Source organism: Bradyrhizobium roseum (assembly GCF_030413175.1).
In the GTDB taxonomy this organism is placed as follows: Bacteria; Pseudomonadota; Alphaproteobacteria; order Rhizobiales; family Xanthobacteraceae; genus Bradyrhizobium; species Bradyrhizobium roseum.
Window position 1 is genome coordinate 5,030,158 of the sequence record NZ_CP129212.1, and the last position, 25,829, is coordinate 5,055,986.

Below are 25,829 nucleotides of genomic sequence, written 5' to 3' on the forward strand. Positions count from 1 at the left end.
GAACAAACCTTGGATAAACCCGCAGTCGTCGGGCGCAAATTATCCCCGTCCCGGCGGGTCTCTCATCCCCAACAGCCGCAAATTCCTTCCCCGCTGTCGAGTGACGGCCTGGAGCTTATGAGGGATACCCATTGCTGACGTGTGATCGCGTGACCACGAGGGGTTGCGTTCTACGCGCTCGCGGCAAATTCCTGATGGCGGCCGGGCGCCGCATCGAACAGCGCCTTGGTATATTCGTGCTGGGGCGCGGCAAAGACGTCGGCCGTGACGCCCTGCTCGACGATCACCCCACGCTGCATGACGGCGATGCGGTCGCAGACTTGTGCGGCCACCCTTAGATCATGGGTGATGAACAAGACCGCCAAATTGAATTTGCGGCGCACCTCATCCAACAGCTTCAACACCTGATCCTGAACGGAGACATCGAGCGCCGACACCGGCTCGTCGCCGATCAGCAATTCGGGCTCCATCGCCAGTGCGCGGGCGATGCAGATCCGTTGCCGCTGGCCCCCGGAGAACTGATGCGGAAACCGGTCGAGCGCAGCCGGCGGCAAATGCACCACCGCCATCAGGTCGCGCGCACGCTGCATCGCCTCCTTGCGGCCGAGGCCGAAATTCATCGGCCCCTCGATGATCGCCTCCCCCACCGTACGGCGTGGGTTGAGCGAACGATATGGATCCTGGAAAATGAACTGGATGCGTCGGCGCATCGGGCGGAACTTTGATTCGCGCATCGCCGCGATATCGATGCCGTCGACCTTGATGCCGCCCCCGGTGGCGTCGACCAGCCGCGCCACGCAGCGCGCCACGGTGGACTTGCCGGACCCGGACTCACCGACAATGCCGAGCGTCTCGCCGCGGCGGATCGTCAGCGAGACGTCCTTGACCGCGGCCACCACGCGCGCCTTCGGCTGGAACAGCGAGCGCTTGCCGTAGGTCTTGAAGAGATTTTCGGTCTGCAGGACCACCGGACCGGTCACCGGGGACCGCTTCGGCGGCGTCATGCTCGGCACCGCGGCCAGCAGCATCCTCGTATAGTCCTCGCGCGGCTTGCGCAGCACTTCCTCGCAAGGCCCCTGCTCCACGATCCGGCCCATCTGCATCACTACCACGCGGTCGGCGATCTCGGAAACGACGCCGAAATCATGGGTGATGAACAGCACGCCGGTTTTCTTGCGGCCCTGCATTTCCTTGACCAGCTTGAGGATCTGCGCCTGCGTGGTGACGTCGAGCGCTGTCGTCGGCTCGTCGGCGATCAACAACGCGGGATCGAGCACCAGCGCCGCCGCGATCATGATCCGCTGGCGCTGACCACCGGAAAGCTGGTGCGGATAGGCGTCGATCATCTGTTCGGGATCGGGCAGATGAACCGCCCGCATGATCTCGAGCACGCGCGCGCGCTGTTCCTTCTGGTCCAGGCTGGTGTGCACCTCCAGCACTTCTCGGATCTGGTCGCCGACGCGCTCTACCGGGTTGAGCGCGGTCATCGGCTCCTGGAACACCATCGCCATGCGCGTGCCGCGGATCGCGCGCAATTCGGCGTCAGTCTTGGTTAGCAGTTGATCGCCCTGCAGCCGGATCGCGCCGCTCTCGACCTGCATCGCGCCTTTCGGCAGCAGGCCCATCACGGCTTGCGCCGTCACCGACTTGCCGGAACCGGACTCACCCACCACGCAGACGATCTCATCGGCGCCGACGGTCAGGTTGATGCCCTGCACCGCATGCGTTCGGTCGCCGCCCTTGATGGCAACCGAAAGATTCGAGACTTCGAGGACGGTATCGCTCACATCACACCCGCTTTGCCATTTTTGGATCGAGCGTATCGCGCAGGCCGTCGCCGAGCACGTTGACGGCGAGTATCGTCAGCGCGAGGCAGACGCCGGGATAGATGATGTTGTGCGGGAACAGGCTGAACACTTCTCTTCCCGCGGCCATGATGTTGCCCCAGGTCGGCACTTCCGGCGGAACGCCGATGCCGAGGAACGACAAAATGGCTTCGATGAGGATGGCGGACGCGCAGATGAAGGTGCCCTGCACGATCATCGGCGCGATCGTGTTGGGCAACACATGCCGCCACAGCAGTTTTGGCGTTGACGTGCCGAGCGTCACCGCGGCCTCCACGTAAGGCTCCTCGCGCACGCTGAGCACGATCGAGCGCACCAGCCGGACGACACCGGGAATCTGGGGGACGGTGATGGCGATGATGACGGTCAGCACGCTGGAGCGGAACAGCGACACCATGGCGATCGCCAGCAGGATGGCCGGGATCGCCATCAACCCGTCCATGATCCGCATGATCACGGCGTCCAGAACCCGGAAGAAGCCGGCCAGCACCCCGATCAACAGGCCGACGGCGACGCTGATCAGCGCCACGGAAACGCCGACCAGCAGCGAGACACGCGCTCCATAGATCACGCGGCTGTAGACGTCGCGTCCAAGCCCGTCGGTGCCAAAGGCGGCGATCATCTTGATGCGTTCGCCGGTATCTGTGCGGATCGTGAACTCGGCGCCGGGAACCTTGTTGCGGGCGATCGGATTGATCGCCGTGGGGTCGATGGTGCCGAGCCAAGGCGCCAGCAGCCCCATCAGCAGGGCAATCGCGATGATCGTGGCGCCGAACATCACGCTCGGGTTACTCAGCAATTTGCGAAGCGCGGCCGGCTTGCCCGGGCTTGCCGGCAGAACGGGTTCGTTGATTGTCGCGTCCACCATCAGTAGCGAATCCTGGGATCGAGCACGGTATAGAGCATGTCAACGGCGAGGTTGATCATCACGTAGACAAACGAGAACAGCAGAATCACGGCCTGGATCGTCGGATAATCGCGCGCCAGTACAGCGTCGACCGTCAGCCTGCCGAGGCCTGGAATCGTGAACACACTTTCGGTCACGACGACGCCGCCGATCAGGAGCGCCACGCCGAGACCGATCACGGTGACGATCGGCACCGCCGCGTTGCGCAGCGCGTGGCGGAACAGCACCTTCCGCTCGGTCTGTCCCTTGGCGCGCGCGGTTCGGATGTAGTCTTCCGAGAGCACCTCGAGCACGCTGGTGCGGGTCATGCGGGCGATCAGCGCCACATAGATCACGGACAGCGTCACCGACGGTAATAGCAGCCTTAGCGCCCAGCCGCCGACGCCTTCGGATATCCGCTGATAGCCCTGCACCGGCAGCCAGTTCAGCCAGATGGAAAACACGTAGATCAGGAGATAGCCGACCACGAATACCGGCACGGAAAATCCGAGCACCGAAAATCCCATGACGATTCGATCGAGCCAGCTGCCCTGCCAATGCGCCGCCATCACGCCGAGCGGCACCGCGACGCACACGGCGATCAGCATGGTGAAGAAGGCCAGCGAGAGCGTAGGTTCGATCCGCTCGCCGATCAGCGCCGCCACCGTCTTCTTGAAGAAGAAGCTCTCGCCGAAATCGCCGGTCAGCACCCGGCCCGACCAGATGGCGAACTGCTGCAACATCGGCTGGTCGAGACCGAGTTGCTGGCGGATTTGCGCGATCTGCTCGCTATTGGCGCTGTCGCCGGCCAGAATCGCCGCCGGATCCGACGGCGTCATCCGCAGCATCAGGAAGATGAAGACGGCCACGACCAGCATCACCGGAATGGTGCCGAGCAGTCGCCGGAATAGATAGCCATACATGGACATGGTTTGCCCGACCTTGAAACGGCACGGGCGGAGGAATCTCCTCCGCCCGCATTGCTCTCAACTCACTTGGTGAGTTCGATGTTCCAGAACACCGGCGCCGGCGCAGTGACGAACCCCTTGACGTTCTTGCGCATCGCGACCGGCTGCACGTATTCGCCGACCGGGATCTCGGGTGTCGTCTCGATGGCGCGCAGTTGCACCGCCTCGGCAATCGCCTTCTGCTTGGCCGGGTCGGTTTCGCGGGCGAAGTCATCGCGCAGCTTTTCGAGTTCGGCATCGCACGGCCAGCCGAACAGCGCCTTGTCGCATGACGAGTTCAGATAGGCCGTCGACACCGGGTTCATCACGTCGGCGGCAACCCAGGCGGTCAGGAACGCGTTCCAGCCGCCGGCATTGGGTGCGTCCTTCTTGGACCGGCGCGCGACCACGGACTGCCAATCCATCGACTGCATGTCGACCTTGAAGCCCGCCTTCTCCATCAGCGACTTGGCGACCGGTGCGAGGTTGGTCAGCACCTTCAGATCGGTCGAGTGCATCAGCACGACCGGGGTGCCGTCGTAACCGGCCTCCTTCAGCAGTTCCTGCGCCTTCTTGACGTTGGAAGTGAGAAGTCCGTCCATCCCCTTGGTCGACGCAAACGGCGTACCGCAGATGAACAGCGCCTTGCACTCCTTGATGTAGTCGGGATCGCCGATGGTCGCCATCAGGAAATCTTCCTGATTGAAGGCGTACCAAAGCGCCTTGCGGATCTTCGGATTGTCGAACGGCTTGTGGATATGGTTGGGACGGAAGACGTATTGCCCCTTCAGCGGCGGCGAAATAATCACCGAGACGTTGGGGTCCTTCTTCAGGGTGCCCAGCAAGTCATGGCTTGGCTGCTCGACCATGTCGAGTTCGCCTTTGGAGAGTGCATTGACGGCCTGCTGCGCGTCGGAAATCGCGCGCCACTCGACGCGGTCGACCTTGACGACCTTGCCGCCGGCCATGCCGGACGCCGGTTCGCTGCGCGGCTTGTATTTGTCGAACTTGACGTAGACCGTCTTGTCGCCCGGCTTCCATTCATCCTTCTTGAATACGAAGGGGCCCGACCCGGTGAAATCCTCGATCTGCTTGCTCGGATCGGTTTCCGCGACACGCTTGGGCATCATGAACGGCACGTTCGACGAGGGCTTCGACAGGCCGAGAAGCACAAGACCTGTCGGTTCCTTGAGCTTGATGGTGAAAGTCTTGGCATCGACCGCGGCAATCGAGTCGACGAACGTCATCATCTTCTGGCCGAGGGAATCCTTGGCGGACCAGCGCTTGATCGATGCGATGCAATCTTCCGACGTGACCGGTTGACCATCGTGCCACAGCAGTCCTTCGCGCAAGGTGAAGGTGTAGCTCTTGCCGTCTGCCGCGGCTTCGTATTTCTCCACCATCTGCGGCTTGATCTCGCCCTTTTCGTCCTGCGCGAGCAGCACGTCGTAGATCATGTAGCCGTGGTTGCGGACGATGTAGGCCGTGGTCCAGATCGGGTCGAGAATCTTCAAATCCGAATGCATGACGACGCGCAACGTGGTCTCGGCAAGCGCCGGGGCTGCCATGGCCGCCAGGCTGCCGACACAAGTCGCGGCAATAATCGTTTTTCTAAACACGTTCATTCCTTCACCTCCGTTGTCGTCTCAACGCCCGAATGCCTATTGTTCGAGCGCCTGCCCGGTTTCTGACCGGACTATAGGGTCGATATTCAGCTTCACAACACCCTTTTGACCCGACGACACTGGGGACGCCAGCGCTCAGGCAGAAATCAGGACAGCCCTCCGGACAAGTCCTTTTGCGGCCGGCTTGCGCCCGCCGCCGGATGGATTGCAGTCCCGGTTAAGCTCCGCCAACACGCCTCGTCAAACGTCTACAATCAAGAATGATGCCAGAATTACCATTACGCTGACCGGGCACCGAGCAGGCTCCAAGCGCTTCATGTTTTCCCTTTACAAATCTACCGCCGATCCTTCTCGTAAAGGCCCGCATCGAACCCAAACATTCCGGCCCAACCGGGAGAGCCCATCATGAATCCTGCCAACCTTCCCTTCGATTCCGAAACCATGCTGCAGGGCCTGCGGGCCTGGGTGGAATGCGAAAGCCCGACCTGGGATGCGCCCGCGGTCGATCGCATGCTCGATCTTGCGGCGCGCGAAATGGCCATCATGGGTGCGACCATCGAACGCATCGCCGGGCGCCAGGGTTTTGCCGGCTGCGTCCGCGCGCGCTTCCCTCACCCGAAGCAGGGCGAGCCCGGAATCCTGATCGCGGGTCATCTCGATACCGTTCATCCCGTCGGCACGCTGGAGAAGCTGGCGTGGCGGCGCGACGGCAACAAATGCTTCGGCCCCGGTATCTTCGACATGAAGGGCGGCAACTACCTCACCCTCGAAGCGATCCGGCAACTGGCCCGCGCCGCGTTCACGACGCCGCTGCCGATCACGGTGCTGTTCACGCCGGACGAAGAGGTCGGCACGCCTTCGACCCGCGACATCATCGAGGCCGAGGCGGCGCGCAACAAATATGTGCTGGTGCCAGAGCCGGGCCGCCCCAACAACGGCGTGGTCACCGGGCGATACGCCATCGCCCGCTTCAATCTGGAAGCCGTCGGCAGGCCGAGCCATGCCGGCGCCACGCTTTCATCCGGCCGTTCCGCGATCCGCGAGATGGCACGCCAGATCATCGCCATCGACGGCATGACGACCGAAGATTGCACTTTTTCGGTCGGCGTCGTGCATGGCGGCCAATGGGTCAATTGCGTTGCCACGACCTGCAGCGGCGAAGCGCTCAGCATGGCCAAGCGACAGTCCGACCTCGATCGCGGCGTCGAGCGGATGCTCGCGCTGTCCGGCAGCAGCAACGACGTGACGTTCAAGGTGACGCGCGGCGTGACTCGGCCGGTGTGGGAACCGGACGCGGGCACCATGGCGCTTTATGAACACGCCCGCGGGATTGCGAAAGACATGGGCCTCGAGCTCCCGCATGGCAGCGCAGGCGGCGGCTCAGACGGCAATTTTACGGGTGCCATGGGCATCCCCACCCTCGATGGCCTGGGCGTTCGCGGCGCCGATGCCCATACGCTCAACGAGCATATCGAGGTCGACAGCCTGGCCGAGCGCGGCCGTCTGATGGCGGGATTGCTGGCGACGCTGAGTTGAACGACGTCATCCTCTCCCCGTCATTGCGAGTAAAGCGAAGCAATCCATGCCGCCACGCGCTGAAGCATGGATTGCTTCGTCGCTTCGCTCCTCGCAATGACGGGGCTAATCACGGTGCCAGACAATTACTAACGCCCACGCGGCATGCAAAACGGGATTGCTCCCGCGCTTGCGCTTGACGCGATGTCACGCTTAACGTCCCCCAACCAAAAACAGTGGCCGAGAGACTTGATGACCCGCATCGCCGTTGGCGCCTTTCTGCATGAGACCAATACGTTCGCGCCGACCAAAGCGACCTATGAGAATTTCGTCCATGGCGGCGGTTGGCCGTCGATGGCGCACGGGGCCGACGTGCTCAAGGCGATGCGCAAGATCAATGTCGGCCTGGCCGGCTTCGTCGAGGCGGCCGAAGCCAATGGCTGGGAACTGGTCCCGACCATCTCGGCGGCCGCGGTCCCCTCCGCGCATGTCACCACCGACGCCTTCGAGCGCATCATGAAGGAAATGGTCGACGGCATTGCCGCGGCGGGACCGATCGATGCCGTCTATCTCGACCTGCACGGCGCCATGGTGACCGAACGTCATGACGACGGCGAAGCCGAAACGCTGGCCCGCGTGCGCAAGGTGATCGGCAAGGATCTGCCGCTGGTGGTGAGCCTCGACCTGCATGCCAACGTCTCGCCCGAAATGATGGAGCATGCGGACGCGCTGATCGCCTACCGCACCTATCCCCACGTCGACATGGCCGAAACCGGCCGCGCCTGCGCCAAACATCTCGGGCTGATGCTGCAGACGAAAACGCGCTTTGCAAAAGCATTCCGGCAATTGCCGTTTCTGATCCCGATCTCCTGGCAATGCACCAACGACCAGCCGACCAAGGGCATCTACGAAAAGCTTGCCGCGCTCGAAAGCGACGCGGTGCCGACGCTGTCGTTTGCGCCGGGCTTTCCCGCGGCCGATTTCCGCGATTGCGGGCCGAGCGTGTTCGCCTATGGCCGGACGCAGGCTGACGCCGATGCCGCCGCCGATAAACTGGCGGCTCTGGTCGAAAGCCACGAGGACGATTTCGATGGACGGATCTATTCGCCGGATGACGGCGTTCGCCTCGCGATGGAGCTGGCCAAATCGGCGACGAAACCGATCGTCATCGCCGACACCCAGGACAATCCCGGCGCCGGCGGCGATTCCGACACGACAGGGATGCTGCGCGCGCTGGTACGCAACGGCGCATCCGGCGCCACCGGCGTGATCTACGATCCGGAATCGGCCCGCGCCGCGCATGCGGCCGGCGTCGGCGCCACCGTAACACTCGATCTCGGCGGCAAGTCCGGTATACAAGGCGATGCGCCGTACCGGGAAAGTTTTATCGTCGAAAAACTGTCGGATGGAAACTTCGTGGCGACCGGCCCCTATTACCGCGGACGCGACATGGAGATGGGACCGTCAGCCTGCCTGCGCATCGGCAATGTCCGCGTGGTCGTCGGCTCCTACAAGGCGCAGCTCGCGGACCAGGCGATGTATCGCTATGTCGGGATCGAGCCGACCGAGCAGAAAATCCTGGTCAACAAAAGCTCCGTACACTTCCGCGCCGATTTCGAACCGATCGCCGAAAAACTCCTGATCTGCGCTGCACCGGGCGCAATGCCGGCCGACACGGCAACCCTGCCATGGACGCGGCTGCGCCCCGGCATCCGCATCAAACCGAACGGCCCCGCCTTCGCCCCATCCGCTTAATCTCGCTCCACCTCTCCAGTCACGGGATAACAGACATGCCAACCATCGACCGCATCGACGGCTATGCCGAGGAACTCACCGCCATCAGACGCGATCTGCATGCCCATCCCGAGATCGGCTTCGAGGAAGTGCGCACGTCCGGAATCGTCGCGGAGAAGCTGAAGGGATGGGGCATCGAGGTGCATCGCGGCCTCGGCGGCACCGGCGTGATCGGCGTGCTGAAGGGCAAGGGCAGCGGCGGCAAGCGCATCGGGCTGCGCGCCGACATGGACGCGCTTCCGATGGAAGAGAATACCAATTTGAAATGGCGCTCGACGATTCCCGGCCGCTTCCACGGCTGCGGCCATGACGGCCACACCACCATGCTGCTCGGCACCGCGCGCTACCTGGCCGAAACGAAAAATTTTGACGGCACCGTGCATTTCATCTTCCAGCCCGCCGAGGAAGGCCTCGGCGGCGCACGCGCGATGATCAAGGACGGTCTGTTCGAAAAATTCCCCTGCGACGAAGTCTATGGCCTGCACAACGCCCCGGACCTCAACCATGGCGAGATCGCGATCCTGCCGGGACCGGCGATGGCCGGCGCGGACTTCTTCGACATCACCATCCAGGGCTACGGCGCCCATGGCGCGATGCCGGAACGCTCCAAGGACGCGGTCATTATCGCGACGACGCTGACGCAGGCGCTGCAGTCCATCGTCAGCCGCAACGTCGATCCGCTGAAATCGGCGGTGCTGTCGGTCACGCAGATCCATGCCGGCTCCGCCAACAACGTGATCCCCGGCGACGCCCGGCTCGGCGGCACCGTGCGCGCCTTCGACGATGGCGTCCGCGCGCTGATCCGCGACCGGATGCGCAAGATCTGCGCCGGCGTTGCCGCGACGTTCGAATGCGAGATCACCGCCGACATCCGCGACACGTTCAGCGTGCTCGTCAACCAGGAAGAACAGTCGAGAGTGGTCGAGGCTGTGGCGAAGACCATCGTCGATCCCGCCAATGTGCTGACGCGCTCGGCGCCGAAGATGGGCAGCGAGGATTTCGCCGACATGATGCAGGCGATTCCAGGCGCCTATTTCTGGATCGGTCACGACGGCTCGGTGCCGGTGCACAATGCAGGCTTTGTGCTCGACGACAAGATCCTGCCGATCGGCGCCAGCATGTTCGCCCGCATCATCGAAACCCGTCTTCCGGCAAGTTCGCATGCATAAACCCGTCGCCGAAGAAGAGATCACCTCGCTGCATGACCTTTCCGCGACGGACCTGATCGCGGGTTATCGCGCCAAGCAGTTCTCGCCCTCGGAAGTGCTGGAGGAAGTGATCGGGCATGTCGGAGCGTGGGAGCCGCATATCAAGGCGCTCTATCTGTTCGATCCCGAGGCTGCGCGCGCTGCCGCAAAAGTCTCGACCGACCGCTGGCAGAAGGGCGAGCCCGCTGGCACGCTCGACGGGATTCCGGTCACCATCAAGGACAACATGGCCACCAAGGGCCAGCCGGTGCCGCTGGGGTCGGCCAGCGTCAAGCAGGTAGCAGCCGAGAAGGATTCACCGCCCGCCGCACGGTTGCGCGAGTCAGGCGCGATCATCTTCGCCAAGACTACGATGCCGGACTACGGCATGCTCTCGTCGGGCCTCTCCAGTTTCCATCCCCTCACCCGAAATCCCTGGGATCTCAGCAAGAACGCCGGCGGCTCCTCGTCCGGCGCCGGCGCTGCGGCTGCAGCCGGCTACGGCCCGCTGCACCTCGGCACCGATATCGGCGGTTCGATCCGGCTGCCGGGCTCATGGTGCGGTCTCGTTGCGCTGAAGCCGAGTTTTGGCCGTGTGCCGATCGATCCACCCTATGTCGGCCGCGTCGCCGGCCCGATGACCCGCACCGTCGACGATGCGGCGCTGATGATGTGCGTGCTGTCGAAGCCGGACCGCCGCGACGGCACTAGCCTGCCGGCCGACAGCAGCCTGCACTGGAAGGTCATCGATAAGCCGCCGCGCAAGCTGCGCCTCGGCCTGATGCTCGACGCCGGCGCGGGCCAGCCGCTGGAAAGCGAGGTGCGCAACGTTGCCGTGAAGGCCGCCAAGGCGTTCGAATCCGCCGGCGCCGTTATCACCGAGATCGACGGCATCCTGACGCGCGAAATGCTCGACGGGCTCGATCATTTCTGGCGCGCCCGGCTGTGGGACGATCTCTCGAAGCTCTCGCCGGACGAGCGCGGCAAGACGCTGCCTTACATCGTCAAATGGGCGGAATCGGCGGCGAAGCTTTCGGGCGTCGACGTCGTCAGGGGATTCAACGCCACGATGGCGATCCGCGCAGCGGCGGCAAATCTTTTCCACGATCTTGATTACGTCATTTCCCCGGTGTCGCCGGTGGTGAATTTTCCGGCGGAGTTCGCCTCCCCGGTCAACGATCCGGATCGGCCGTTCGAGCACATTGCCTTCACCGTGCCGTGGAACATGGCGGAAAATCCGGCGATCTCGGTCAATGGCGGTTACGACGCAAAAGGGTTTCCGATCGGCGTGCAGATCGTCGGCCGTCGCTTCGACGACATCGGCGTGCTCGGCATGGCCAAGACGTTCGAGGGCCTGCGCGGCCCACAGCGGCCATGGCCCTCGCCGCCGAAGAAGTAGCTCTCACCGTCATTCCGGGGCGGCGCGTAGCGCCGAATCCGGAATCCAAGCGTAGACATATTCGACCGTAAGTGTGGATGCATGGATTCCGGGTTCGCCGCTTCGCGGCGCACCGGAATGACGATATAGGAACCACCAACGCAAGAAACGCAACGGAAGGAAACCCCATGGCCTACGAGACCATCAAATACGAGGTCGAGGACCAGATCCTCACCATCACCCTGAACCGGCCCGACAAGCTCAACGCCTTCAACGGCACGATGCAGCAGGAAATGATCGACGCCTTCGACGCGGCCGACAGGGACGACAACATCCGTGCCATCATTGTCACCGGCGCAGGCCGCGGTTTCTGCGCCGGCGCCGACCTCTCCTCCGGGGCCAACACGTTTGACCGCGACGCGCGGCGCGGCCCGGTGAAGCGGCTCGCCGACGGCAAGGTCGACTACAGCGATCCCCAAGTGCGCGACGGCGGTGGCCAGGTGACGCTGCGGATCTTCAAATGCCTCAAGCCCGTGATCGCCGCGGTGAACGGGCCCGCCGTCGGCATCGGCGTCACCATGCAGTTGGCGATGGACATCCGCATTGCGTCGGAAGCCGCGCGCTTCGGTTTTGTATTCTCGCAGCGCGGCATCGTGCCGGAAGCCGCCTCGAGCTGGTTCCTGCCACGCATCGTCGGCATCTCGCAGGCCTTGGAATGGTGCTATTCGGGCCGCGTGTTCCCGGCGCAGGAAGCGCTCGCCGGCCGCCTTGTCAGCAAGGTGGTGCCGCCGGACGATTTGCTGCCGACCGCGCGAGCATTGGCAAAAGAATTCGCCGCCAAGACAGCACCGGTATCGGTGGCGCTGATCCGGCAGATGATGTGGCGCATGATGGGGGCCGATGATCCGATGGAAGCCCACAAGGTCGACAGCCGCGGCATCTATGCGCGCGGGCGCAGCGACGACGTCAAGGAAGGCGTGGTTTCATTCCTGGAAAAGCGCCCGGCGCAATTCAAGGACAAGGTGTCGAACGATATGCCAGACTACTTCCCGTGGTGGCAGGAACGCGAATATAAGTGAGCGAACAGCGCGCATCGGCCAACGCGACGCAAGACGGCGTCGTCCTGCTGCACGGCATCAGCAGGACCGCGCTATCATTTCGAAAGATGCAACTGGCGCTGGGGCGCGCTGGTTTCGCTACCCTCAATCTGGACTATGAAAGCCGCCGCAAGGCGCTGGAGGGGCTGGCGGAAGACATCCATCCCGCCATCCGGAGCTTTGCCGATCGCATCGACGGCTCGATCCATTTCGTCTGCCATTCCATGGGCGGGCTGTTGGCCCGCGTCTATATTGCCAGGCACCGGCCAGAACGCCTCGGCCGCGTCGTGATGCTGGGCACGCCGAACAGCGGCAGCGAAATCGCCGACCGACTAAAGCATTTCGGCGCTTATCGCGCCTTCTTTGGACCGGCCGGACAGCAACTCGGCACAAAACGGGACGACGCGATCAATGCGCTGTTTCCGGCGGTCGATTATCCTGTCGGCATCATCGCCGGAAACCGGTCGATCGATCCGGTGGCCGGCAAGATGCTGCCGAAACCGCATGACGGCCGGGTGTCGGTGGAAAACACAAGGGTCGCCGGCATGGCCGACCATCTCGTGATCAACACGGCGCATCCCTGGCTGGTGCGAAACAACGTCGCCGTCGCGCAGACGATCGCATTCCTGCAGGATGGTGCGTTCGTGAAGCCGTGACGCGTCATCACCCCATCATCAGCGCGACGCGGCCGATCGCCTTGCGCTCGATCAGCAGCCGCATCGCCATCGCATAATCTTCCAGCGGCAGGCGGTGCGAGATGTTGGGGCGGATCGTTCCGGCTTCCGCCCACTCCGTCAGCTTCCTGATCCTGACTTCGCCGAGCGCAGGATTCTTCCGCACCGCTTCGCCGGCGCGGACGCCGAGCACGCTGGCGCCCTTGATCATCAGAAGGTTGGTCTTTGCGAGACCGATGCCGCCGGTGAAGCCGACGATCAGCAGACGTGCGCCCCAATTGATGCATCGCATCGAGTTCTCGAACACCTCGCCACCGACAGGATCGAACACCACGTCCGCCCCCCGGCCGTCAGTGATGCGCTTGACGGCGTCACGAAACGGCTCCTGGTCGTAGCGGATGAGATGATCGGCGCCCCTCGCCTGCGCAATCGCCAGCTTGTCGTCGCTGGAAGCGGTCGCGATCACGGTCGCACCCAGCATCTTTCCGATCTCGACGGCGGCGAGTCCGACACCGCCGCCGGCGCCATGCACCAGCAGCACCTCGCCCGGCTCGAGCCGGCCGCGGTCGATCAGCGCGTGATAGGCGGTGCCATGGCCTGCGAGGAACGTCGCGCCCTCGGCATAGTCGAACGTCGACGGCAGCTTGACGAGCTGCGAGGGCATGGCGATTGCTTCATCGCAATAGGCGCCATGGCGCATCTTGACGATCACGCGGTCACCCACGGTGACACCTTCGGCTGCATTCACTTCGACCACATCGCCGGCAGCTTCGACGCCCGGCGTGAACGGCAGCGGCGGCTTGAGCTGATACTGACCCGCCGCCATCAAGACATCGGGAAAATTGATCCCGGCGGCGCGGATGGCGACGCGCACCTGACCGAGGGCCAGGGGGACAGCGTCAAACGTTTCCAGACGCAGGCTCTCGGGCGGGCCGAGTTCGCGGCAGACGACGGCTTTCGGCATCAGGCGGCCCGCGCTTTCAGGCGCTCCAGCGCCTCGCGGATCAGCGGCATGCGGTCGTTGCCGAAATACATGTCGGTCTTGTCGACAAAGATCGTGGGTGAGCCGAAACCGCCGCGTGCCATCACCTCATCGGTATTGGCCTTGAGCTGATCCTTGATCCCCTGCTGGCCGATGGCTTCGAAAAACTTGACGTGATCGACGCCGGCCTTCTTGCAGACCTCGGTCAGCACCGAATCCTGCGAGATGTCCTTGTCACCGCCCCAATAGGCCTCGAACGCGGCGGTGGCGAACGGCACCATATCTTTTCCAAGCCAGATGCAGCCGCGCATCGCCTTGACACTGTTCACGGGAAACACCGTCGGCGGCATCTTGATGGTGAGCCCCGCCGAGCGCGCCCAGTCGGCAAGATCCTTTTTCATGTAGCGCGCCTTGAGCGGCACCGGCGTTTCGCGTGAGGCGTAGACGCTGGGATTGACGGTGTTGAAGATCCCGCCGACCAGGATCGGCCGCCACGTGATCTCGACGCCGAGCTCTTTTGCCAGCGGCTGGATGTTGTGGAAGGCGAGATAGGTCCAGGGACTGGAGCAGTCGAAGAAGAATTCGAGCATCGGGATTTCCTTTTGTTTGCTTTCTTCTCCCTCTCCACGTTCTTCACGGGGAGAGGGTCGGGGTGAGGGGCTGCTTCCGCAAACTCGCTGGCAGTTGGACTCGCGGAAGCAGCCCCTCACCCGGCGCTACGCGCCGACCTCTCCCCGCGAAGAGCGGGGCGAGGTTAAGATCTCATCTCCTTCGCCCGCGCGCCAAACATGTTCTTCCGCGCTTCCTCATCGAACGGCTCTTTCACGAACTTTCCGATCGCAAGACCCGCCTGCACCTGCGGCCGCGCGCGGACCTCGGCGTACCAGCGCTTGACGTTCGGATAGTCATCGAGCGTGAAGCCCTGCGCCTTGTGGGTCATGGTCCAGGGGAAGCAGGCGATATCGGCGATCGAATAATCGCCGGCGACACAGGCGCCGGTCTTGCCGAGTTGACGGTCGAGCACACCATAGAGCCGCGCCGCCTCGTCGCGGTAACGCTCGATCGCATACGGGATCTTCTCCGCCGCATAGAGCGCAAAATGGCCGTGCTGGCCGAGCATGGGCCCGAGCCCGCTCATCTGCCACATCAGCCATTGCATGACGCGGGAGCGCGCCCGCGTTTCCGTCGGCAAAAAGCGCCCGGTCTTGTCGGCGAGGTAGATCAGGATCGCCCCGGTCTCGAACACCGAAAACGGCTCACCGCCGTCCGCGGGATCATGGTCGACGATGGCCGGAATGCGGTTGTTCGGGCTGATCGCCAGGAATTCCGGCCTGAACTGCTCGCCTGCGCGGATGTTGACGGGGACGACCCGGTAGGGAAGCCCGAGTTCCTCCAGCATGATCGAGATTTTCCAGCCATTGGGCGTCGGCGCGTAATGCAGGTCGATCATGGCTCCCCTTGGCGGCCGAGGCGGGAAACATTCCACGGGACGGCCACTTTTGTTGTTCTGTACCTCGATCATAAGACATGGCAGAGAGGCGCTCAATCAGAACCAACGGGAGGCCCCCATGCTGTTTCCAACCACCATCGCAGGCTCGCTGCCCAAGCCGGAATGGCTGGCCGAGCCGAACATGCTGTGGGCACCCTGGAAGTCGAAGGGCGAGGAACTCGCCCGCGCCAAGCGCGACGCCACCATGCTGGCGATCAAGCTGCAGGAGGATGCCGGCGTCGACATCGTCACCGAGGGCGAGCAGGCCCGCCAGCATTTCGTCCACGGTTTTCTGGAGAAGGTCGACGGCATCGATTTCGCCCACAAGGTCGAGATGGGCATCCGCAATGACCGCTATAAGGCGATGGTGCCGCAGGTAACCGCGCCGCTGACGCTGAAGGGCCGCGTCCATGCCGACGAGGCGCGCGTCGCCCGCACCCACACCACCCGCAAGCTGAAATTCACCCTGCCCGGCCCGATGACCATCGCCGACACCGTCGCCGACAAATATTACGGCGACAAGGTCAAGATGGCGTTCGCCTTTGCCGAACTGCTCAACGCCGAGGCCAAGGCGCTGCAGGCCGATGGCGTCGACGTGATCCAGTTCGACGAACCCGCCTTCAACGTCTTCATGGACGAAGTCTCCGACTGGGGCATCAAGGCGCTGGAGCGCGCCGCCGAGGGCCTGACCTGCACCACCGCCGTCCACATCTGCTACGGCTACGGCATCAAGGCCAATACCGACTGGAAAGAAACGCTGGGCGCCGAGTGGCGGCAGTACGAGGATATTTTCCCGGCGATCGCCAGGAGCCCGATCCAGCAGGTCGCGATCGAGTGCCGGAATTCAAAAGTGCCGCTGGACCTGCTGGCGCTGCTCCCCGGCAAGATCATCCAGGCCGGCGTGATCGATGTGGCCAGCGACACGGTGGAGACGGCCGAGGATGTCGTCAAGGTGATCGAGGCGGTGTCAAAATTCGTGCCGCTCAGCAACATCGTCGCCACGACCAATTGCGGCATGGCGCCGATGCGAAGGGATATCGCGGAGGCGAAGCTGACCGCGCTGGGTGCGGGCGCAAAGCTGGCGCGGCAGAAACTGGGGTGAGGAAGTCGTCATTGCGAGCGAAGCGAAGCAATCCATAGCGCGGCATAACGGAAAGATGGATTGCTTCGTCGCTTTGCTCCTCGCAATCACGGCGAAAAACCATTAGCCCAGTGCACTCGGATGCAATACAGGCCGATACCCTGCACCGAGCGCCCGCAATGTCGATGGCGGCGTGAGTAGCACCGCGTCTCCGGTTCTCTCCTCCACCTTACCATACCCAACCATCGACCATTGGAGCGCCCTGCCCTGCACGATCAGAAAACTCTCGTTGCCCGCCAGCACCATCGCGCCGTCGGGCAATTGCGCCACCGGCATCGGCAGAGGATGGAGCCGCTTCTTGCCGCGATCAAGACGCTCGCCATGCAGCACGGCATCGATTTCCTTCGCGCGAATGCCCTTTACGCCACTGCCCTCTTCCCATGCCGCGCGAAACCGGTTCGCGTCCTCGCGGCGACAGAAGAAGCATGGGCGGTGGCCGGCGGCGAAGGCGGTCGCCTCATCGAGAAAGAACAGTTCGGTCCAACTTCGCCGCCCCATCACCGGCCGCCGCCAGCCTCTGAATTCGCAAAGGCAGGTGATCCAGGCCGGGCTCGACCAGCGCTTGTTCAGCAGCGTTTTGGTTGCGGGGTCATGGATGATGCCGCGGTTGCCGGTGAACCAGCCGCGGTGCGGGCTGGCGATGATGTCGCCGGTGGGGGTGACGCGGTTTTGCAGGGGCATGAGGTATTCCTACTCCTTCTCCCCGCGCTTGCGGGGAGAAGGTCGGGATGAGGGGCTGTCTCCACGAGCACCGAATGCGCGGAGAGTCCCCCTCACCCGGATCGCCGAGGCGATCCGACCTCTCCCCGCAAGCGGGGCGAGGTAAGAAAGATCACGGCCGGAGCGGCGGCTGGAACGACAGCGCGGTATCCCAGGGAAAATGGATCCAGGTATCCTGCGACACTTCCGTGATGAACGTATCGACCAGCGGCTTGCCCTGCGGCTTGGCGTAGACGGCGGCAAAATGCGCGTCGGGCATCATCGAGCGCACCAGCCGCCCGGTCTTGCCGGTGTCGACGAGGTCGTCGACAATCAAGAGCCCCTTGCCGGTCCCGCCGCCGAGTTTTGCGACCTCGTCCGAGACGCCCTTGAGCGCCTTTAGGTCGCCCTGTCGCGTGTGATCGTAGCTGGCGATGCACACGGTATCGATGACGCGGATGCCGAGTTCGCGCGCCACGATGGCCGCCGGCACCAGCCCGCCGCGGGTGATCGCGATGATGGCGTGAAACGGCCCGACCTCGTTGAGCCGCCAGGTCAGTGCCCGGCAATCCCGGTGAAACTGGTCCCAGGAAACTGGAAAGGCCTTTTCCGGCGGCGGCGTGGCTTTGTCCCCTGCGGTCACGGGCGTGCTCCGGAACAATCGATCAATTCTGTCTCCCGTATTCGCGCGTCGCTATTTCGCAAGGCCCGCCAGCATCTCCTTCACCGCCATCATTGCGGCGGCGAGCTTTTCCGGATCGCGCGAGCGCACCACGAGGTTGGTGTTGGGCTTCTTGTCCTCGTCCTGGAACGGGTAGCTGCCGATGATGGTGTCGGGATGGGCGTTGGCGATCTCGCGCAACGGCCCGCCGATGTCGCCTTCCCGCGCGTTGGCGCGGACCGTGTCCGAGAGCATCCGCACGCCCGATTTCAGCTTGGGCGCGACGATGTCCATCATCGCCTGCATGATCGAGGGGATGCCGGCCATCACGATGACATTGCCGAGCTTGAAGCCGGGCGCCAGGATGGTGGCGCTCTGGATCAGGTCGGCACCGTCGGGGACGCGCGCCATGCGCAGCCGCGCCTCGTTGAGATCCTGCTCGGTCCAGCGCTCGCGGAACCGCGCCACGACCTCCGGATGATGGTCGATCCCGACACCGAACGCCTTCGCGACGCTGTCGGCCGTGATGTCGTCATGGGTCGGCCCGATGCCGCCGGTGGTAAAGACGTAAGTGTAGCGATTCCGCAGGGCGTTCAGGGCGTCGATAATGTCCTGCTCCTCGTCGGCGACGACGCGGACCTCCTTGAGGTCGATCCCGATATTGGTCAGGTATTCGGCGATGAAGCCGATGTTCTTGTCCTTGGTCCGGCCGGACAGGATCTCGTCGCCAATGACCAGAATACCCGCCGTGACAATCTCGCTCATGACTTCCCCTCGCCTAGTACCCGTACCTTGCGCAAGCAACGCATTGAAGTCACGGGGGTTTGCTGCCGAAATAAGCACCCGGCAGCCCTTTTTTAGGGCAGCGCGGCGGACCACCCTACGAAATGCCGCGGGCCAATGCATATCGCGCTGGCCCGAGCCTTGCTACCATCCCGTGAAGTCATGCACTGTGCCGCATGGCCTCCGGAGACAGTCAGAATTTATGGCAATTGCCTTCGATGAAATGAACGTACCCGGCGGTGACCTCCGCCCGGCCTATCGGGAGCTCTCCCGCTGGCTGAAGGAGACGCCTCCCGACGCCCTGGAATACCGCCGCCAGGAGGCGGAACTGCTGTTCCGCCGGATCGGCATCACCTTTGCCGTCTATGGCGACGCCGAGGCCCAGGAACGGCTGATCCCGTTCGACGTGATCCCGCGAATCATTTCGGCCAAGGAATGGGCCACGCTGGAAAGCGGCCTAAAGCAGCGGGTCCGCGCGCTGAACATGTTCCTGCGCGACATCTACCACAGCCGCGACATCCTGCGCGCCAATATCATTCCCGACGACCTGATCTTCCAGAACCCGGTGTTCCGCCCGGAGATGAACGGCCAGGACGTGCCGCACGATGTCTATGTGCACATCGCCGGCATCGACATCGTCCGGACCGACGCCGACAATTTCATCGTGCTGGAGGACAATGCGCGGACGCCTTCGGGCGTCTCCTACATGCTGGAAAACCGCGAAATCATGATGCGGCTGTTTCCGGACCTGTTCGCCCGACACCGTGTCGCACCGGTGGAGCGCTATCCCGATGCGTTGCTCTCGACGTTGCGCTCGGTGGCGCCGCTGTCGGCTTCGGCGGAGCCGACCGTCGCACTGATGACGCCCGGCGTCTACAATTCCGCCTATTACGAACATTCGTTCCTGGCCGACAAACTCGGAATCGAACTGGTCGAGGGCCGCGACCTCGTGGTCAAGAGCGACGAGGTGTTCATGCGCACCACCGAGGGGCTGAAGCGCGTCGACGTGATCTACCGCCGCGTCGACGACGATTTCCTCGACCCCCTCACCTTCCGCCCGGATTCGGCGCTCGGCGTTCCCGGGCTGATGTCAGCCTATGCGGCCGGCAACGTCACGCTGGCGAACGCGGTCGGCACAGGAATCGCCGACGACAAGGCGATCTATTCCTACATGCCCCAGGTCGTGAAATTCTATCTCGGCGAAGAACCGATCCTGAAGAACGTGCCGACCTGGCGCTGCCGCGAGCCGAAGGACCTGTCCTATGTGCTCGACCATCTCGGTGACCTCGTCGTCAAGGAAGTGCATGGCTCCGGCGGCTACGGCATGCTGATCGGACCTGCCGCGACGAAAGCGACGATCGAGGCGTTCCGCGACAAGCTCAAGCGCGAGCCGGAGGGCTTCATCGCCCAGCCGACGCTGGCGCTGTCGACCTGCCCGACCTGCACGGCGTCGGGGCTGGCGCCGCGCCACGTCGATCTCAGGCCGTTCGTGCTGACGGGCAGCAAGCAGGTCACCATCGTGCCGGGCGGGCTGACGCGGGTGGCGCTGAAGGAAGGCTCGCTGGTGGTCAATTCGAGCCAGGGCGGCGGCACCAAGGACACCTGGATACTGGACGAGTAGAGAGCGAAATCTTCGTATGCTGTCGCGCACCGCCGAAAACCTGTACTGGCTGGCCCGCTATGTCGAGCGCGCCGAATACATCGCGCGCACCATCGACGCGACCCTGCGCGTCACCGCGCTCCCCGCCGCCTACATCGGCAAGACCAACGAGTGGGAATCGGCGCTGCTGACCGCGGGCGTCAGCGCGAGCTTTTACGAAACCTATCAGGAAGCCAGCGAGCAGAACGTCGTCGAGTATCTGGCATTCTCGCCGTCCAATCCCTCCTCGATCAAGAACTGCATCGAGGCTGCTCGACTCAATTCGCGATCCGTGCGCACCGCGCTGACATCGGAGATGTGGGACACCATCAATTCGGCCTGGATCGAGCTGCAGGAAGTCTGGGGCAAGGGCACCTCCAGCCGCGAGGAGCTGGCGCGGTTTCTCCGTTTCGTGCAGGAGACGTCACTGCGCTTCGACGGCTCGGCCTACCGGACCATGCTGCGCAACGACGCCTACTGGTTCTCCCGCCTCGGGCTGCATCTGGAACGCGCCGACAACACCGCCCGCATTCTGGACGTGAAATATCATGTGCTGCTGCCCGAGGAGGAACATGTCGGCGGCCCCCTCGACTATTACCAGTGGACCTCGATCCTGCGCTCGGTCTCGGCGCTGACGGCCTATCACTGGGTCTATCGCGAGACGCTGAAACCCTGGCTGATCGCCGACTTGCTCATCCTCAACGACACGCTGCCGCGGTCGCTGGCGAGCTGCTACAGCAATTTGGTACGCAATCTCGACCAGATCGGCGTCGCCTATGGCCGCCAGGGCGCCTCCCAGCGCCATGCCCGCGGCGTCCGCAACCGACTTGAACACAGCCATATGGACGATATCTTCCAGCACGGCGTCCATGAGTTCATCCAGGAATTCATTTCGGACAACGCCCGGCTGGGTGAGATCATCACCAAGCAATATTTGATTTAGTGCGATGGATGCCACCAAAACACCGTCATGGCCGGGCTTGTCCCGGCCATCCACGTCTGCTTTGAGAGTAAGGAAGACGTGGGTGCCCGGCACGAGGCCGGGCATGACGCTCCAGATCCGGTTCCACCATGCGCCTGCGAATTGCCCACACCACGAGCTATCGCTACGAGCCGCCCGCCTCGGGCGTGATCCAGATCCTGCGCATGACGCCCGGCAGCCATGACGGGCAGTATGTCGCCGAATGGCAGATCGACGTCTCGACCGATTCCCGGCTCGACACCCATCAAGACGCGTTCGGCAACGTCACCCACGTGCTCACCCACGGGCCGATCGCCGATCTCACCATCCATGTCGGGGGCCTGATCGAAACCCACGACACCGGCGGCGTGCTGCGCGGCACCGACGAGCGTTTTCCGCCCGGCCTGTTCCTGCGTACGACTCCGCTTACCGAGGTCAATCCGGCGATGGCGACGTTTGCCCGCGAGATGCGGGCGGAGTCCGACGGCGACGTGCTCGGTTTCCTGCACGCGCTGATGGTGCAGATCAACGAGCACATGACGTTCGACGAAGACCCCACCAATTCGGGCACGTCGGCGGCGGAAGCCTTCGCGCTCCGGCGCGGCGTCTGCCAGGACTACGCCCATATCTTCATCGCGTGCGCGCGCACCGGCGGCATCCCCGCCCGCTTCGTCTCCGGGCATTTTATGCGCTCCGACGGCACCACGCAGCAGCAGGCAGGTCACGCCTGGGCGGAATCCTATGTGCCTGACCTGGGCTGGGTCGGCTTCGATCCCGCCAACGGCATCTGCACCACCGACGCCCACGCCCGCGTCGCGATCGGCCTCGACTATCTCGGCGCCGCGCCGGTGCGCGGCACGCGATATGGCGGCGGGGCGGAGACGCTGACGGTGTCGGTCAAGGTCGAACAGGCCGCGCGGCCCGGGCAGTGGCAGAGCCAGCAGTAAGCGGGGGCCACTCAGCGTCAGCCGTCATTCCGGGGCTCGCGTAGCGAGAACCCGGAATCCGACGTGCACCAGCGTTGCTGTTAGTTGGATCCCGGGTTCGCGAAGGCGCGCCCCGGGATGACATCTTTCCGATCATCACTTGTCCAGCCAAACGTCCTCGAAGCGCAGATTGTTGTACTGGCTGTTGTCGTGCGGCTTGAAATTCTTCACGTGCGGCTGCCAGCAATTGCCGGCCGAACCATGCAGGATCACGGGACGCGCGGCGTCCTCCACCAGGATCCGCTCGATATCCCAGACCATCTTGCGCCGCTTTTCCTTGTCGAGTTCGCGGGACTGCGCCGCCAGCAGCTTGTCGACGTCGGCGTTGCAATACTGGGTGTAGTTGCGTTCGGAGTTACACGAATAGTTCTCGACGATGTTGCCGTCGGGGTCGTCGACGCTGACGCCGGTGACGTTGAGGCCGATCGTATAATCCTTGCGCTGCAGTTTGGCGTACCAGCGCGGCGTATCCAGAATGTCGAGCTCGGCGACGATGTAGATCTTCTTGAGCTGGTCGGAGACGATCACGGCTGGATCGCGGTAGGTCGGCAGGTTGCGCGTCTGAATCTTGATCTGCAGCGGCTTGGCATCGCTATAACCGAGCTTCTGCATGATGGCCTGTGCCTCGGCGAGGTTCTTTTCCGCTTCGGAGCCGTAGCCGGTCAAAGCGGCCTGCATCTCCGCGGGCATGCCCCACTCGCCCTCCGGCTTTGGCAGCATCGCCCCACCCAGCCGCGCGGTGCCTTCCATCAAAATGCTATTGAACGGCTTGCGGTCCAGCGCCAGCGACATCGCCTTGCGCATTTCCGGATTGTCGAACGGCGGATTGACGCGGTTGACCATCAGGTTGATCAGCGTGCCGGTCGTGATCACCTCGCAGATCGCGTTCGGCGCCCGCGCCTTGACGTCCTTCATCAGGGGAATGCTGACGTCGGAGGGAAAGGTGATGTCGTAATCGCCGGTCGAGAACGCCAGCATGCGCGTGGCACGGCTGTCGATGGTGCGCACCGTGATTTCGTCAAGATAGGGCCGGTCCTTCTTCCAGTATTCCGGATTGCGCACGAGGCGGATTGAATCGCCGCGCTTGAACTCGACGAACTTGAAGGGACCGGTGCCGACCGGCTTGGTACGCATCACCTGCTGCGGCACGTGACAGGGATAGACCGCGGAGAAGGCGCTCGCGAGCAATACCGGCAGGCTCGGCTGCGGCTCGCTCAACTCGAAGGTCGCTTCGTAATCGCCGTTGACGCTGACGTCCTGCAGCTTGGTGTACCAGACTTTTCGCGGATTGCGCTTGAAGTCCTGCGTCTCGGCCTTGCCGATCAGCATCCGCCAGGTGCACTGCACATCTTTCGCGGTGAACGGCTGGCCGTCGTGCCATTTGACGCCCTGCCGCAGCTTGAACGTCAACCTCGTATTGGTTTGATCCCACGCCCAGCTTTCGGCGAGATCGGGAATGACGGTCTCGATGCTCTCGTGCACCTTGGCGGGATCGAACGTCACCAGATTGTTGAAGACCGCGGCAAAAGGCATCACCGAGGCAATCGTCGATTCTTCCAGCAGCGAGGTCGAAGGCGGGTTGTCGTTGTGATAGAGCCTGAGCGTGCCGCCCTTTTTCTGCGCGGCGGCAGGGCTGGCGGCAACCAGTGCGATGCTAAGCAGCGCCAGGGACGCGGCAGGCTCGAGTAAGGACCGCTTGGCGCGCATGGTGGCCTCCCAATCTTTTTGTTCTTTTCGACGGTCAGACTGCCGGAGGCCGACGGCTTAATCAACACTTGTAAAAGGCCTCCCAAGCCCGGCCCTGCCACGACTGTGCCGATCGCAGTACCTGCCTCCCCGCGAGCCGGTTTATCGGCCTGATGGCATGCCGCCCCGCGGGAATTGGGGTTGGATGCCACTCTGAAATTGGCTACTAGTTGCCCCGCCGTAAATGGACGGCTCGGGGACATGGAATGACTTATTGTTGCGGAATTCTGGTGCGGGACGGGCTCGTGATGATCGCGGACACCCGTACCAACGCCGGCCTCGACAACGTCTCGACCTTCCGCAAGCTGCATATTTTCTCCAATCCGGGCGACCGCATCATGGCGATCGCCAGCGCCGGCAATCTAGCGATCAGCCAGTCGGTGCTGTCGACCCTGACCGAGGGCATCGAAGATCCCACCACCGGCGAGGTCGAGACGCTGATGAACGCCCCGACCATGTTCCAGGCGGCGCAGCGCATCGGGCGCGCGATACGTCTGGTCCATGCCACCGAAGGCCCGGCGCTGCGATCCGAAGATGTCTCCTTCGACGTCTCCTTCCTGTTCGGCGGTCAGATCAAGGGCTCGCGGATGCGACTGTTCATGGTCTACACCGCCGGCAATTTCATCGAATGCACCACCGATACGCCCTACTTGCAGATCGGGGAGCATAAATACGGCAAGCCGGTGCTCGACCGCGCGATGCATTACGACGTCGAGCTGTACGAAGCGCTGAAGACCGGCCTGATCTCGATGGATTCGACCATGCGCTCCAACCTTGGCGTTGGGCTTCCCATCGACGTGCTGGTGGTCCGCAGCGATGCCTGCGAGGCCGACCTCAACCACCGCATCGAGGCCGGCGAGCCCTATTTCCACGACCTGCGCTCGCGCTGGTCGGCGGCATTGCGCGCGGCGCACCAGAATATTCCAAGACCACCCTACAAAACCCAGACAGAAGCAAAAAACTGAAGGCGAGGAAGAAAATGGCCGACGCAACCAACAAGATCGCAATCGTGACCGGTGCCGGCACCGGCGTCGGGCGCGCCGCATCGCTGGCGTTGATGAATGCCGGCTTTACCGTCGTGCTCGCCGGTCGCCGCATGGAGATGCTGGAAGAAACCAAGAAGCTTGGCGACAATGTCGGCAAGAGCCTGTGTGTTTCCGCCGACATGACCGACCCCGGCTCGATCGCGGCGCTGTTTGCCAAGACGATGGACACCTACGGCCGGCTCGACGTTCTCTTCAACAATGCCGGCATGGGCGCACCGCCGGTCAATTTCGAGGACCTGCCGCTGGAGCAGTGGCAGGCCGTGGTGAACACCAACCTCACCGGCCCCTTCCTGTGCACCCAGCACGCCTTCCGCATCATGAAGGACCAGAAGCCGATGGGCGGCCGCATCATCAACAACGGCTCGATCTCGGCGCACGCGCCGCGGCCGTATTCCTCGGCCTATACTTCGACCAAGCATGCGATCACGGGCCTGACCAAGGCCTCCAACCTCGACGGCCGCAAATACGACATCGCGGTCGGCCAGGTCGATATCGGCAACGCGGCAACCCCGATGACCGATCGCATGGTCAATGGCCCCGGCGTGATGCAGCCCGACGGCACGATGATGCACGAGCCGCGCATGGATGCGAAGGCGGTCGGCGACGCGGTGGCCTACATGGCCGGACTTCCGCTCGATGCGAACGTGCTGTTCATGACTGTCATGGCGACCAAGATGCCGTTCGTGGGACGGGGGTAACCGGCCTCCATCCAAAAATCTGCAAAACAACCCCATGCACAGTAGGCGTCA

The 25,829-nt window shown here is 63.4% G+C and carries 23 protein-coding genes; 12 read left to right on the top strand and 11 right to left on the bottom strand.

All coding sequences use genetic code 11. The annotated features are described in order from the left end of the window. Window positions 1-170: 170 nt before the first annotated feature. The 4 genes from QUH67_RS23900 to QUH67_RS23915 all read right to left on the bottom strand — a co-directional run bounded on the left by QUH67_RS23900 (window position 171) and on the right by QUH67_RS23915 (window position 5,302). Window positions 171-1,787: an ABC transporter ATP-binding protein gene (locus QUH67_RS23900; RefSeq protein WP_300941767.1), complete on the bottom strand. Its 1,617-nt coding sequence runs from the start codon at window positions 1,785-1,787 to the stop codon at window positions 171-173. Window position 1,788: 1 nt separating this feature from the next. Next, the gene (locus QUH67_RS23905; protein ID WP_300941769.1) at window positions 1,789-2,712 is read right to left on the bottom strand and encodes an ABC transporter permease; all 924 of its coding nucleotides are present in this window, start codon (window positions 2,710-2,712) and stop codon (window positions 1,789-1,791) included. Beyond that, window positions 2,712-3,653: an ABC transporter permease gene (locus tag QUH67_RS23910; protein WP_300948154.1), complete on the bottom strand. Its 942-nt coding sequence runs from the start codon at window positions 3,651-3,653 to the stop codon at window positions 2,712-2,714. Before QUH67_RS23910 ends, QUH67_RS23905 begins: the two co-directional genes overlap by 1 nt. A gap of 68 nt (window positions 3,654-3,721) precedes the next feature. Continuing rightward, window positions 3,722-5,302, bottom strand: a complete 1,581-nt coding sequence (locus QUH67_RS23915) for an ABC transporter substrate-binding protein (protein WP_300941770.1) — start codon at window positions 5,300-5,302, stop codon at window positions 3,722-3,724. A gap of 405 nt (window positions 5,303-5,707) precedes the next feature. Here QUH67_RS23915 and QUH67_RS23920 point away from each other — a divergent pair, with 405 nt between their 5' ends. The 6 genes from QUH67_RS23920 to QUH67_RS23945 all read left to right on the top strand — a co-directional run bounded on the left by QUH67_RS23920 (window position 5,708) and on the right by QUH67_RS23945 (window position 12,929). Then, window positions 5,708-6,838 (top strand): M20/M25/M40 family metallo-hydrolase, encoded by a 1,131-nt coding sequence (locus QUH67_RS23920; protein ID WP_300941772.1) that lies wholly within the window; start codon window positions 5,708-5,710, stop codon window positions 6,836-6,838. A gap of 231 nt (window positions 6,839-7,069) precedes the next feature. Further along, complete coding sequence (locus QUH67_RS23925; protein WP_300941774.1) at window positions 7,070-8,572, top strand: M81 family metallopeptidase; 1,503 nt, start codon at window positions 7,070-7,072, stop codon at window positions 8,570-8,572. A 35-nt stretch (window positions 8,573-8,607) separates the two neighbouring features. Further along, window positions 8,608-9,780, top strand: a complete 1,173-nt coding sequence (locus QUH67_RS23930) for a M20 aminoacylase family protein (protein ID WP_300941775.1) — start codon at window positions 8,608-8,610, stop codon at window positions 9,778-9,780. Further along, window positions 9,773-11,197, top strand: a complete 1,425-nt coding sequence (locus QUH67_RS23935) for an amidase (RefSeq protein ID WP_300941777.1) — start codon at window positions 9,773-9,775, stop codon at window positions 11,195-11,197. Before QUH67_RS23930 ends, QUH67_RS23935 begins: the two co-directional genes overlap by 8 nt. A gap of 167 nt (window positions 11,198-11,364) precedes the next feature. After that, window positions 11,365-12,255, top strand: a complete 891-nt coding sequence (locus QUH67_RS23940; RefSeq protein ID WP_300941778.1) for a crotonase/enoyl-CoA hydratase family protein — start codon at window positions 11,365-11,367, stop codon at window positions 12,253-12,255. Further along, window positions 12,252-12,929 carry an esterase/lipase family protein gene (locus QUH67_RS23945; protein WP_300941780.1) on the top strand — a complete coding sequence of 226 codons (678 nt, stop codon included), beginning with the start codon at window positions 12,252-12,254 and terminating at the stop codon, window positions 12,927-12,929. Before QUH67_RS23940 ends, QUH67_RS23945 begins: the two co-directional genes overlap by 4 nt. 7 nt (window positions 12,930-12,936) lie before the next feature. Here QUH67_RS23945 and QUH67_RS23950 read toward each other — a convergent pair whose 3' ends face one another. The 3 genes from QUH67_RS23950 to QUH67_RS23960 form a co-directional block, all read right to left on the bottom strand. Continuing rightward, on the bottom strand, window positions 12,937-13,911 hold the full coding sequence (locus QUH67_RS23950) for an NADPH:quinone oxidoreductase family protein (RefSeq protein ID WP_300941782.1): 975 nt from the start codon (window positions 13,909-13,911) through the stop codon (window positions 12,937-12,939). After that, window positions 13,911-14,519, bottom strand: coding sequence for a 2-hydroxychromene-2-carboxylate isomerase (locus tag QUH67_RS23955; RefSeq protein WP_300941784.1), 609 nt, complete (start codon window positions 14,517-14,519; stop codon window positions 13,911-13,913). The genes QUH67_RS23950 and QUH67_RS23955 overlap by 1 nt, the downstream gene beginning before the upstream one ends. A 164-nt stretch (window positions 14,520-14,683) precedes the next feature. After that, the gene (locus tag QUH67_RS23960) at window positions 14,684-15,379 is read right to left on the bottom strand and encodes a glutathione S-transferase N-terminal domain-containing protein (protein WP_300941786.1); all 696 of its coding nucleotides are present in this window, start codon (window positions 15,377-15,379) and stop codon (window positions 14,684-14,686) included. A 118-nt stretch (window positions 15,380-15,497) separates the two neighbouring features. Here QUH67_RS23960 and QUH67_RS23965 point away from each other — a divergent pair, with 118 nt between their 5' ends. Beyond that, window positions 15,498-16,520 carry a methionine synthase gene (locus QUH67_RS23965; protein WP_300941787.1) on the top strand — a complete coding sequence of 341 codons (1,023 nt, stop codon included), beginning with the start codon at window positions 15,498-15,500 and terminating at the stop codon, window positions 16,518-16,520. Between the two features lie 102 nt (window positions 16,521-16,622). Here QUH67_RS23965 and QUH67_RS23970 read toward each other — a convergent pair whose 3' ends face one another. From QUH67_RS23970 to QUH67_RS23980, 3 genes are all read right to left on the bottom strand, one after another. Beyond that, the gene (locus tag QUH67_RS23970) at window positions 16,623-17,240 is read right to left on the bottom strand and encodes a hypothetical protein (protein ID WP_300941789.1); all 618 of its coding nucleotides are present in this window, start codon (window positions 17,238-17,240) and stop codon (window positions 16,623-16,625) included. A 151-nt stretch (window positions 17,241-17,391) separates the two neighbouring features. Next, a complete protein-coding gene (gene gpt, locus QUH67_RS23975) occupies window positions 17,392-17,901 on the bottom strand; it encodes a xanthine phosphoribosyltransferase (protein WP_300941791.1) in 510 nt (169 codons plus the stop codon). A gap of 51 nt (window positions 17,902-17,952) precedes the next feature. Then, window positions 17,953-18,684: a competence/damage-inducible protein A gene (locus QUH67_RS23980; RefSeq protein WP_300941793.1), complete on the bottom strand. Its 732-nt coding sequence runs from the start codon at window positions 18,682-18,684 to the stop codon at window positions 17,953-17,955. Window positions 18,685-18,904: 220 nt separating this feature from the next. Between QUH67_RS23980 and QUH67_RS23985 the strand changes: the two genes are divergently transcribed. The 3 genes from QUH67_RS23985 to QUH67_RS23995 all read left to right on the top strand — a co-directional run bounded on the left by QUH67_RS23985 (window position 18,905) and on the right by QUH67_RS23995 (window position 22,249). Further along, window positions 18,905-20,323 (top strand): circularly permuted type 2 ATP-grasp protein, encoded by a 1,419-nt coding sequence (locus tag QUH67_RS23985; RefSeq protein ID WP_300941794.1) that lies wholly within the window; start codon window positions 18,905-18,907, stop codon window positions 20,321-20,323. A 16-nt stretch (window positions 20,324-20,339) separates the two neighbouring features. Next, window positions 20,340-21,284, top strand: coding sequence for an alpha-E domain-containing protein (locus tag QUH67_RS23990; RefSeq protein ID WP_300941796.1), 945 nt, complete (start codon window positions 20,340-20,342; stop codon window positions 21,282-21,284). A gap of 128 nt (window positions 21,285-21,412) precedes the next feature. Continuing rightward, the gene (locus QUH67_RS23995; protein WP_300941798.1) at window positions 21,413-22,249 is read left to right on the top strand and encodes a transglutaminase family protein; all 837 of its coding nucleotides are present in this window, start codon (window positions 21,413-21,415) and stop codon (window positions 22,247-22,249) included. 135 nt (window positions 22,250-22,384) lie between these two features. Here the strand turns inward: QUH67_RS23995 and QUH67_RS24000 are convergent, their stop codons facing one another. Continuing rightward, complete coding sequence (locus QUH67_RS24000) at window positions 22,385-23,995, bottom strand: ABC transporter substrate-binding protein (RefSeq protein ID WP_300941799.1); 1,611 nt, start codon at window positions 23,993-23,995, stop codon at window positions 22,385-22,387. 245 nt (window positions 23,996-24,240) lie between these two features. Between QUH67_RS24000 and QUH67_RS24005 the strand changes: the two genes are divergently transcribed. Continuing rightward, entirely contained in the window at window positions 24,241-24,999 is a 759-nt protein-coding gene (locus QUH67_RS24005; RefSeq protein WP_300941800.1) for a peptidase, read from the top strand. 14 nt (window positions 25,000-25,013) lie between these two features. Continuing rightward, a complete protein-coding gene (locus QUH67_RS24010; protein WP_300941802.1) occupies window positions 25,014-25,778 on the top strand; it encodes an SDR family oxidoreductase in 765 nt (254 codons plus the stop codon). The last annotated feature ends 51 nt before the right edge of the window (window positions 25,779-25,829 follow it).

What these genes read in the sequence shown, in the direction of transcription:
- QUH67_RS23930 (WP_300941775.1), top strand. Translation starts at nt 8,608, where the DNA reads ATGCCAACCATCGACCGCATCGACGGCTATGCCGAGGAACTCACCGCC.
- QUH67_RS23970 (WP_300941789.1), bottom strand. Translation starts at nt 17,240, where the DNA reads ATGCCCCTGCAAAACCGCGTCACCCCCACCGGCGACATCATCGCCAGC.
- QUH67_RS23950 (WP_300941782.1), bottom strand. Translation starts at nt 13,911, where the DNA reads ATGCCGAAAGCCGTCGTCTGCCGCGAACTCGGCCCGCCCGAGAGCCTG.
- QUH67_RS23940 (WP_300941778.1), top strand. Translation starts at nt 11,365, where the DNA reads ATGGCCTACGAGACCATCAAATACGAGGTCGAGGACCAGATCCTCACC.
- QUH67_RS24010 (WP_300941802.1), top strand. Translation starts at nt 25,014, where the DNA reads ATGGCCGACGCAACCAACAAGATCGCAATCGTGACCGGTGCCGGCACC.
- QUH67_RS23920 (WP_300941772.1), top strand. Translation starts at nt 5,708, where the DNA reads ATGAATCCTGCCAACCTTCCCTTCGATTCCGAAACCATGCTGCAGGGC.
- QUH67_RS23910 (WP_300948154.1), bottom strand. Translation starts at nt 3,653, where the DNA reads ATGTATGGCTATCTATTCCGGCGACTGCTCGGCACCATTCCGGTGATG.
- QUH67_RS24005 (WP_300941800.1), top strand. Translation starts at nt 24,241, where the DNA reads ATGACTTATTGTTGCGGAATTCTGGTGCGGGACGGGCTCGTGATGATC.
- QUH67_RS23955 (WP_300941784.1), bottom strand. Translation starts at nt 14,519, where the DNA reads ATGCTCGAATTCTTCTTCGACTGCTCCAGTCCCTGGACCTATCTCGCC.
- QUH67_RS23905 (WP_300941769.1), bottom strand. Translation starts at nt 2,712, where the DNA reads ATGGTGGACGCGACAATCAACGAACCCGTTCTGCCGGCAAGCCCGGGC.
- QUH67_RS23995 (WP_300941798.1), top strand. Translation starts at nt 21,413, where the DNA reads ATGCGCCTGCGAATTGCCCACACCACGAGCTATCGCTACGAGCCGCCC.
- QUH67_RS23980 (WP_300941793.1), bottom strand. Translation starts at nt 18,684, where the DNA reads ATGAGCGAGATTGTCACGGCGGGTATTCTGGTCATTGGCGACGAGATC.
- QUH67_RS23915 (WP_300941770.1), bottom strand. Translation starts at nt 5,302, where the DNA reads ATGAACGTGTTTAGAAAAACGATTATTGCCGCGACTTGTGTCGGCAGC.
- QUH67_RS23965 (WP_300941787.1), top strand. Translation starts at nt 15,498, where the DNA reads ATGCTGTTTCCAACCACCATCGCAGGCTCGCTGCCCAAGCCGGAATGG.
- QUH67_RS23960 (WP_300941786.1), bottom strand. Translation starts at nt 15,379, where the DNA reads ATGATCGACCTGCATTACGCGCCGACGCCCAATGGCTGGAAAATCTCG.
- QUH67_RS24000 (WP_300941799.1), bottom strand. Translation starts at nt 23,995, where the DNA reads ATGCGCGCCAAGCGGTCCTTACTCGAGCCTGCCGCGTCCCTGGCGCTG.
- QUH67_RS23925 (WP_300941774.1), top strand. Translation starts at nt 7,070, where the DNA reads ATGACCCGCATCGCCGTTGGCGCCTTTCTGCATGAGACCAATACGTTC.
- QUH67_RS23990 (WP_300941796.1), top strand. Translation starts at nt 20,340, where the DNA reads ATGCTGTCGCGCACCGCCGAAAACCTGTACTGGCTGGCCCGCTATGTC.
- QUH67_RS23985 (WP_300941794.1), top strand. Translation starts at nt 18,905, where the DNA reads ATGGCAATTGCCTTCGATGAAATGAACGTACCCGGCGGTGACCTCCGC.
- QUH67_RS23935 (WP_300941777.1), top strand. Translation starts at nt 9,773, where the DNA reads ATGCATAAACCCGTCGCCGAAGAAGAGATCACCTCGCTGCATGACCTT.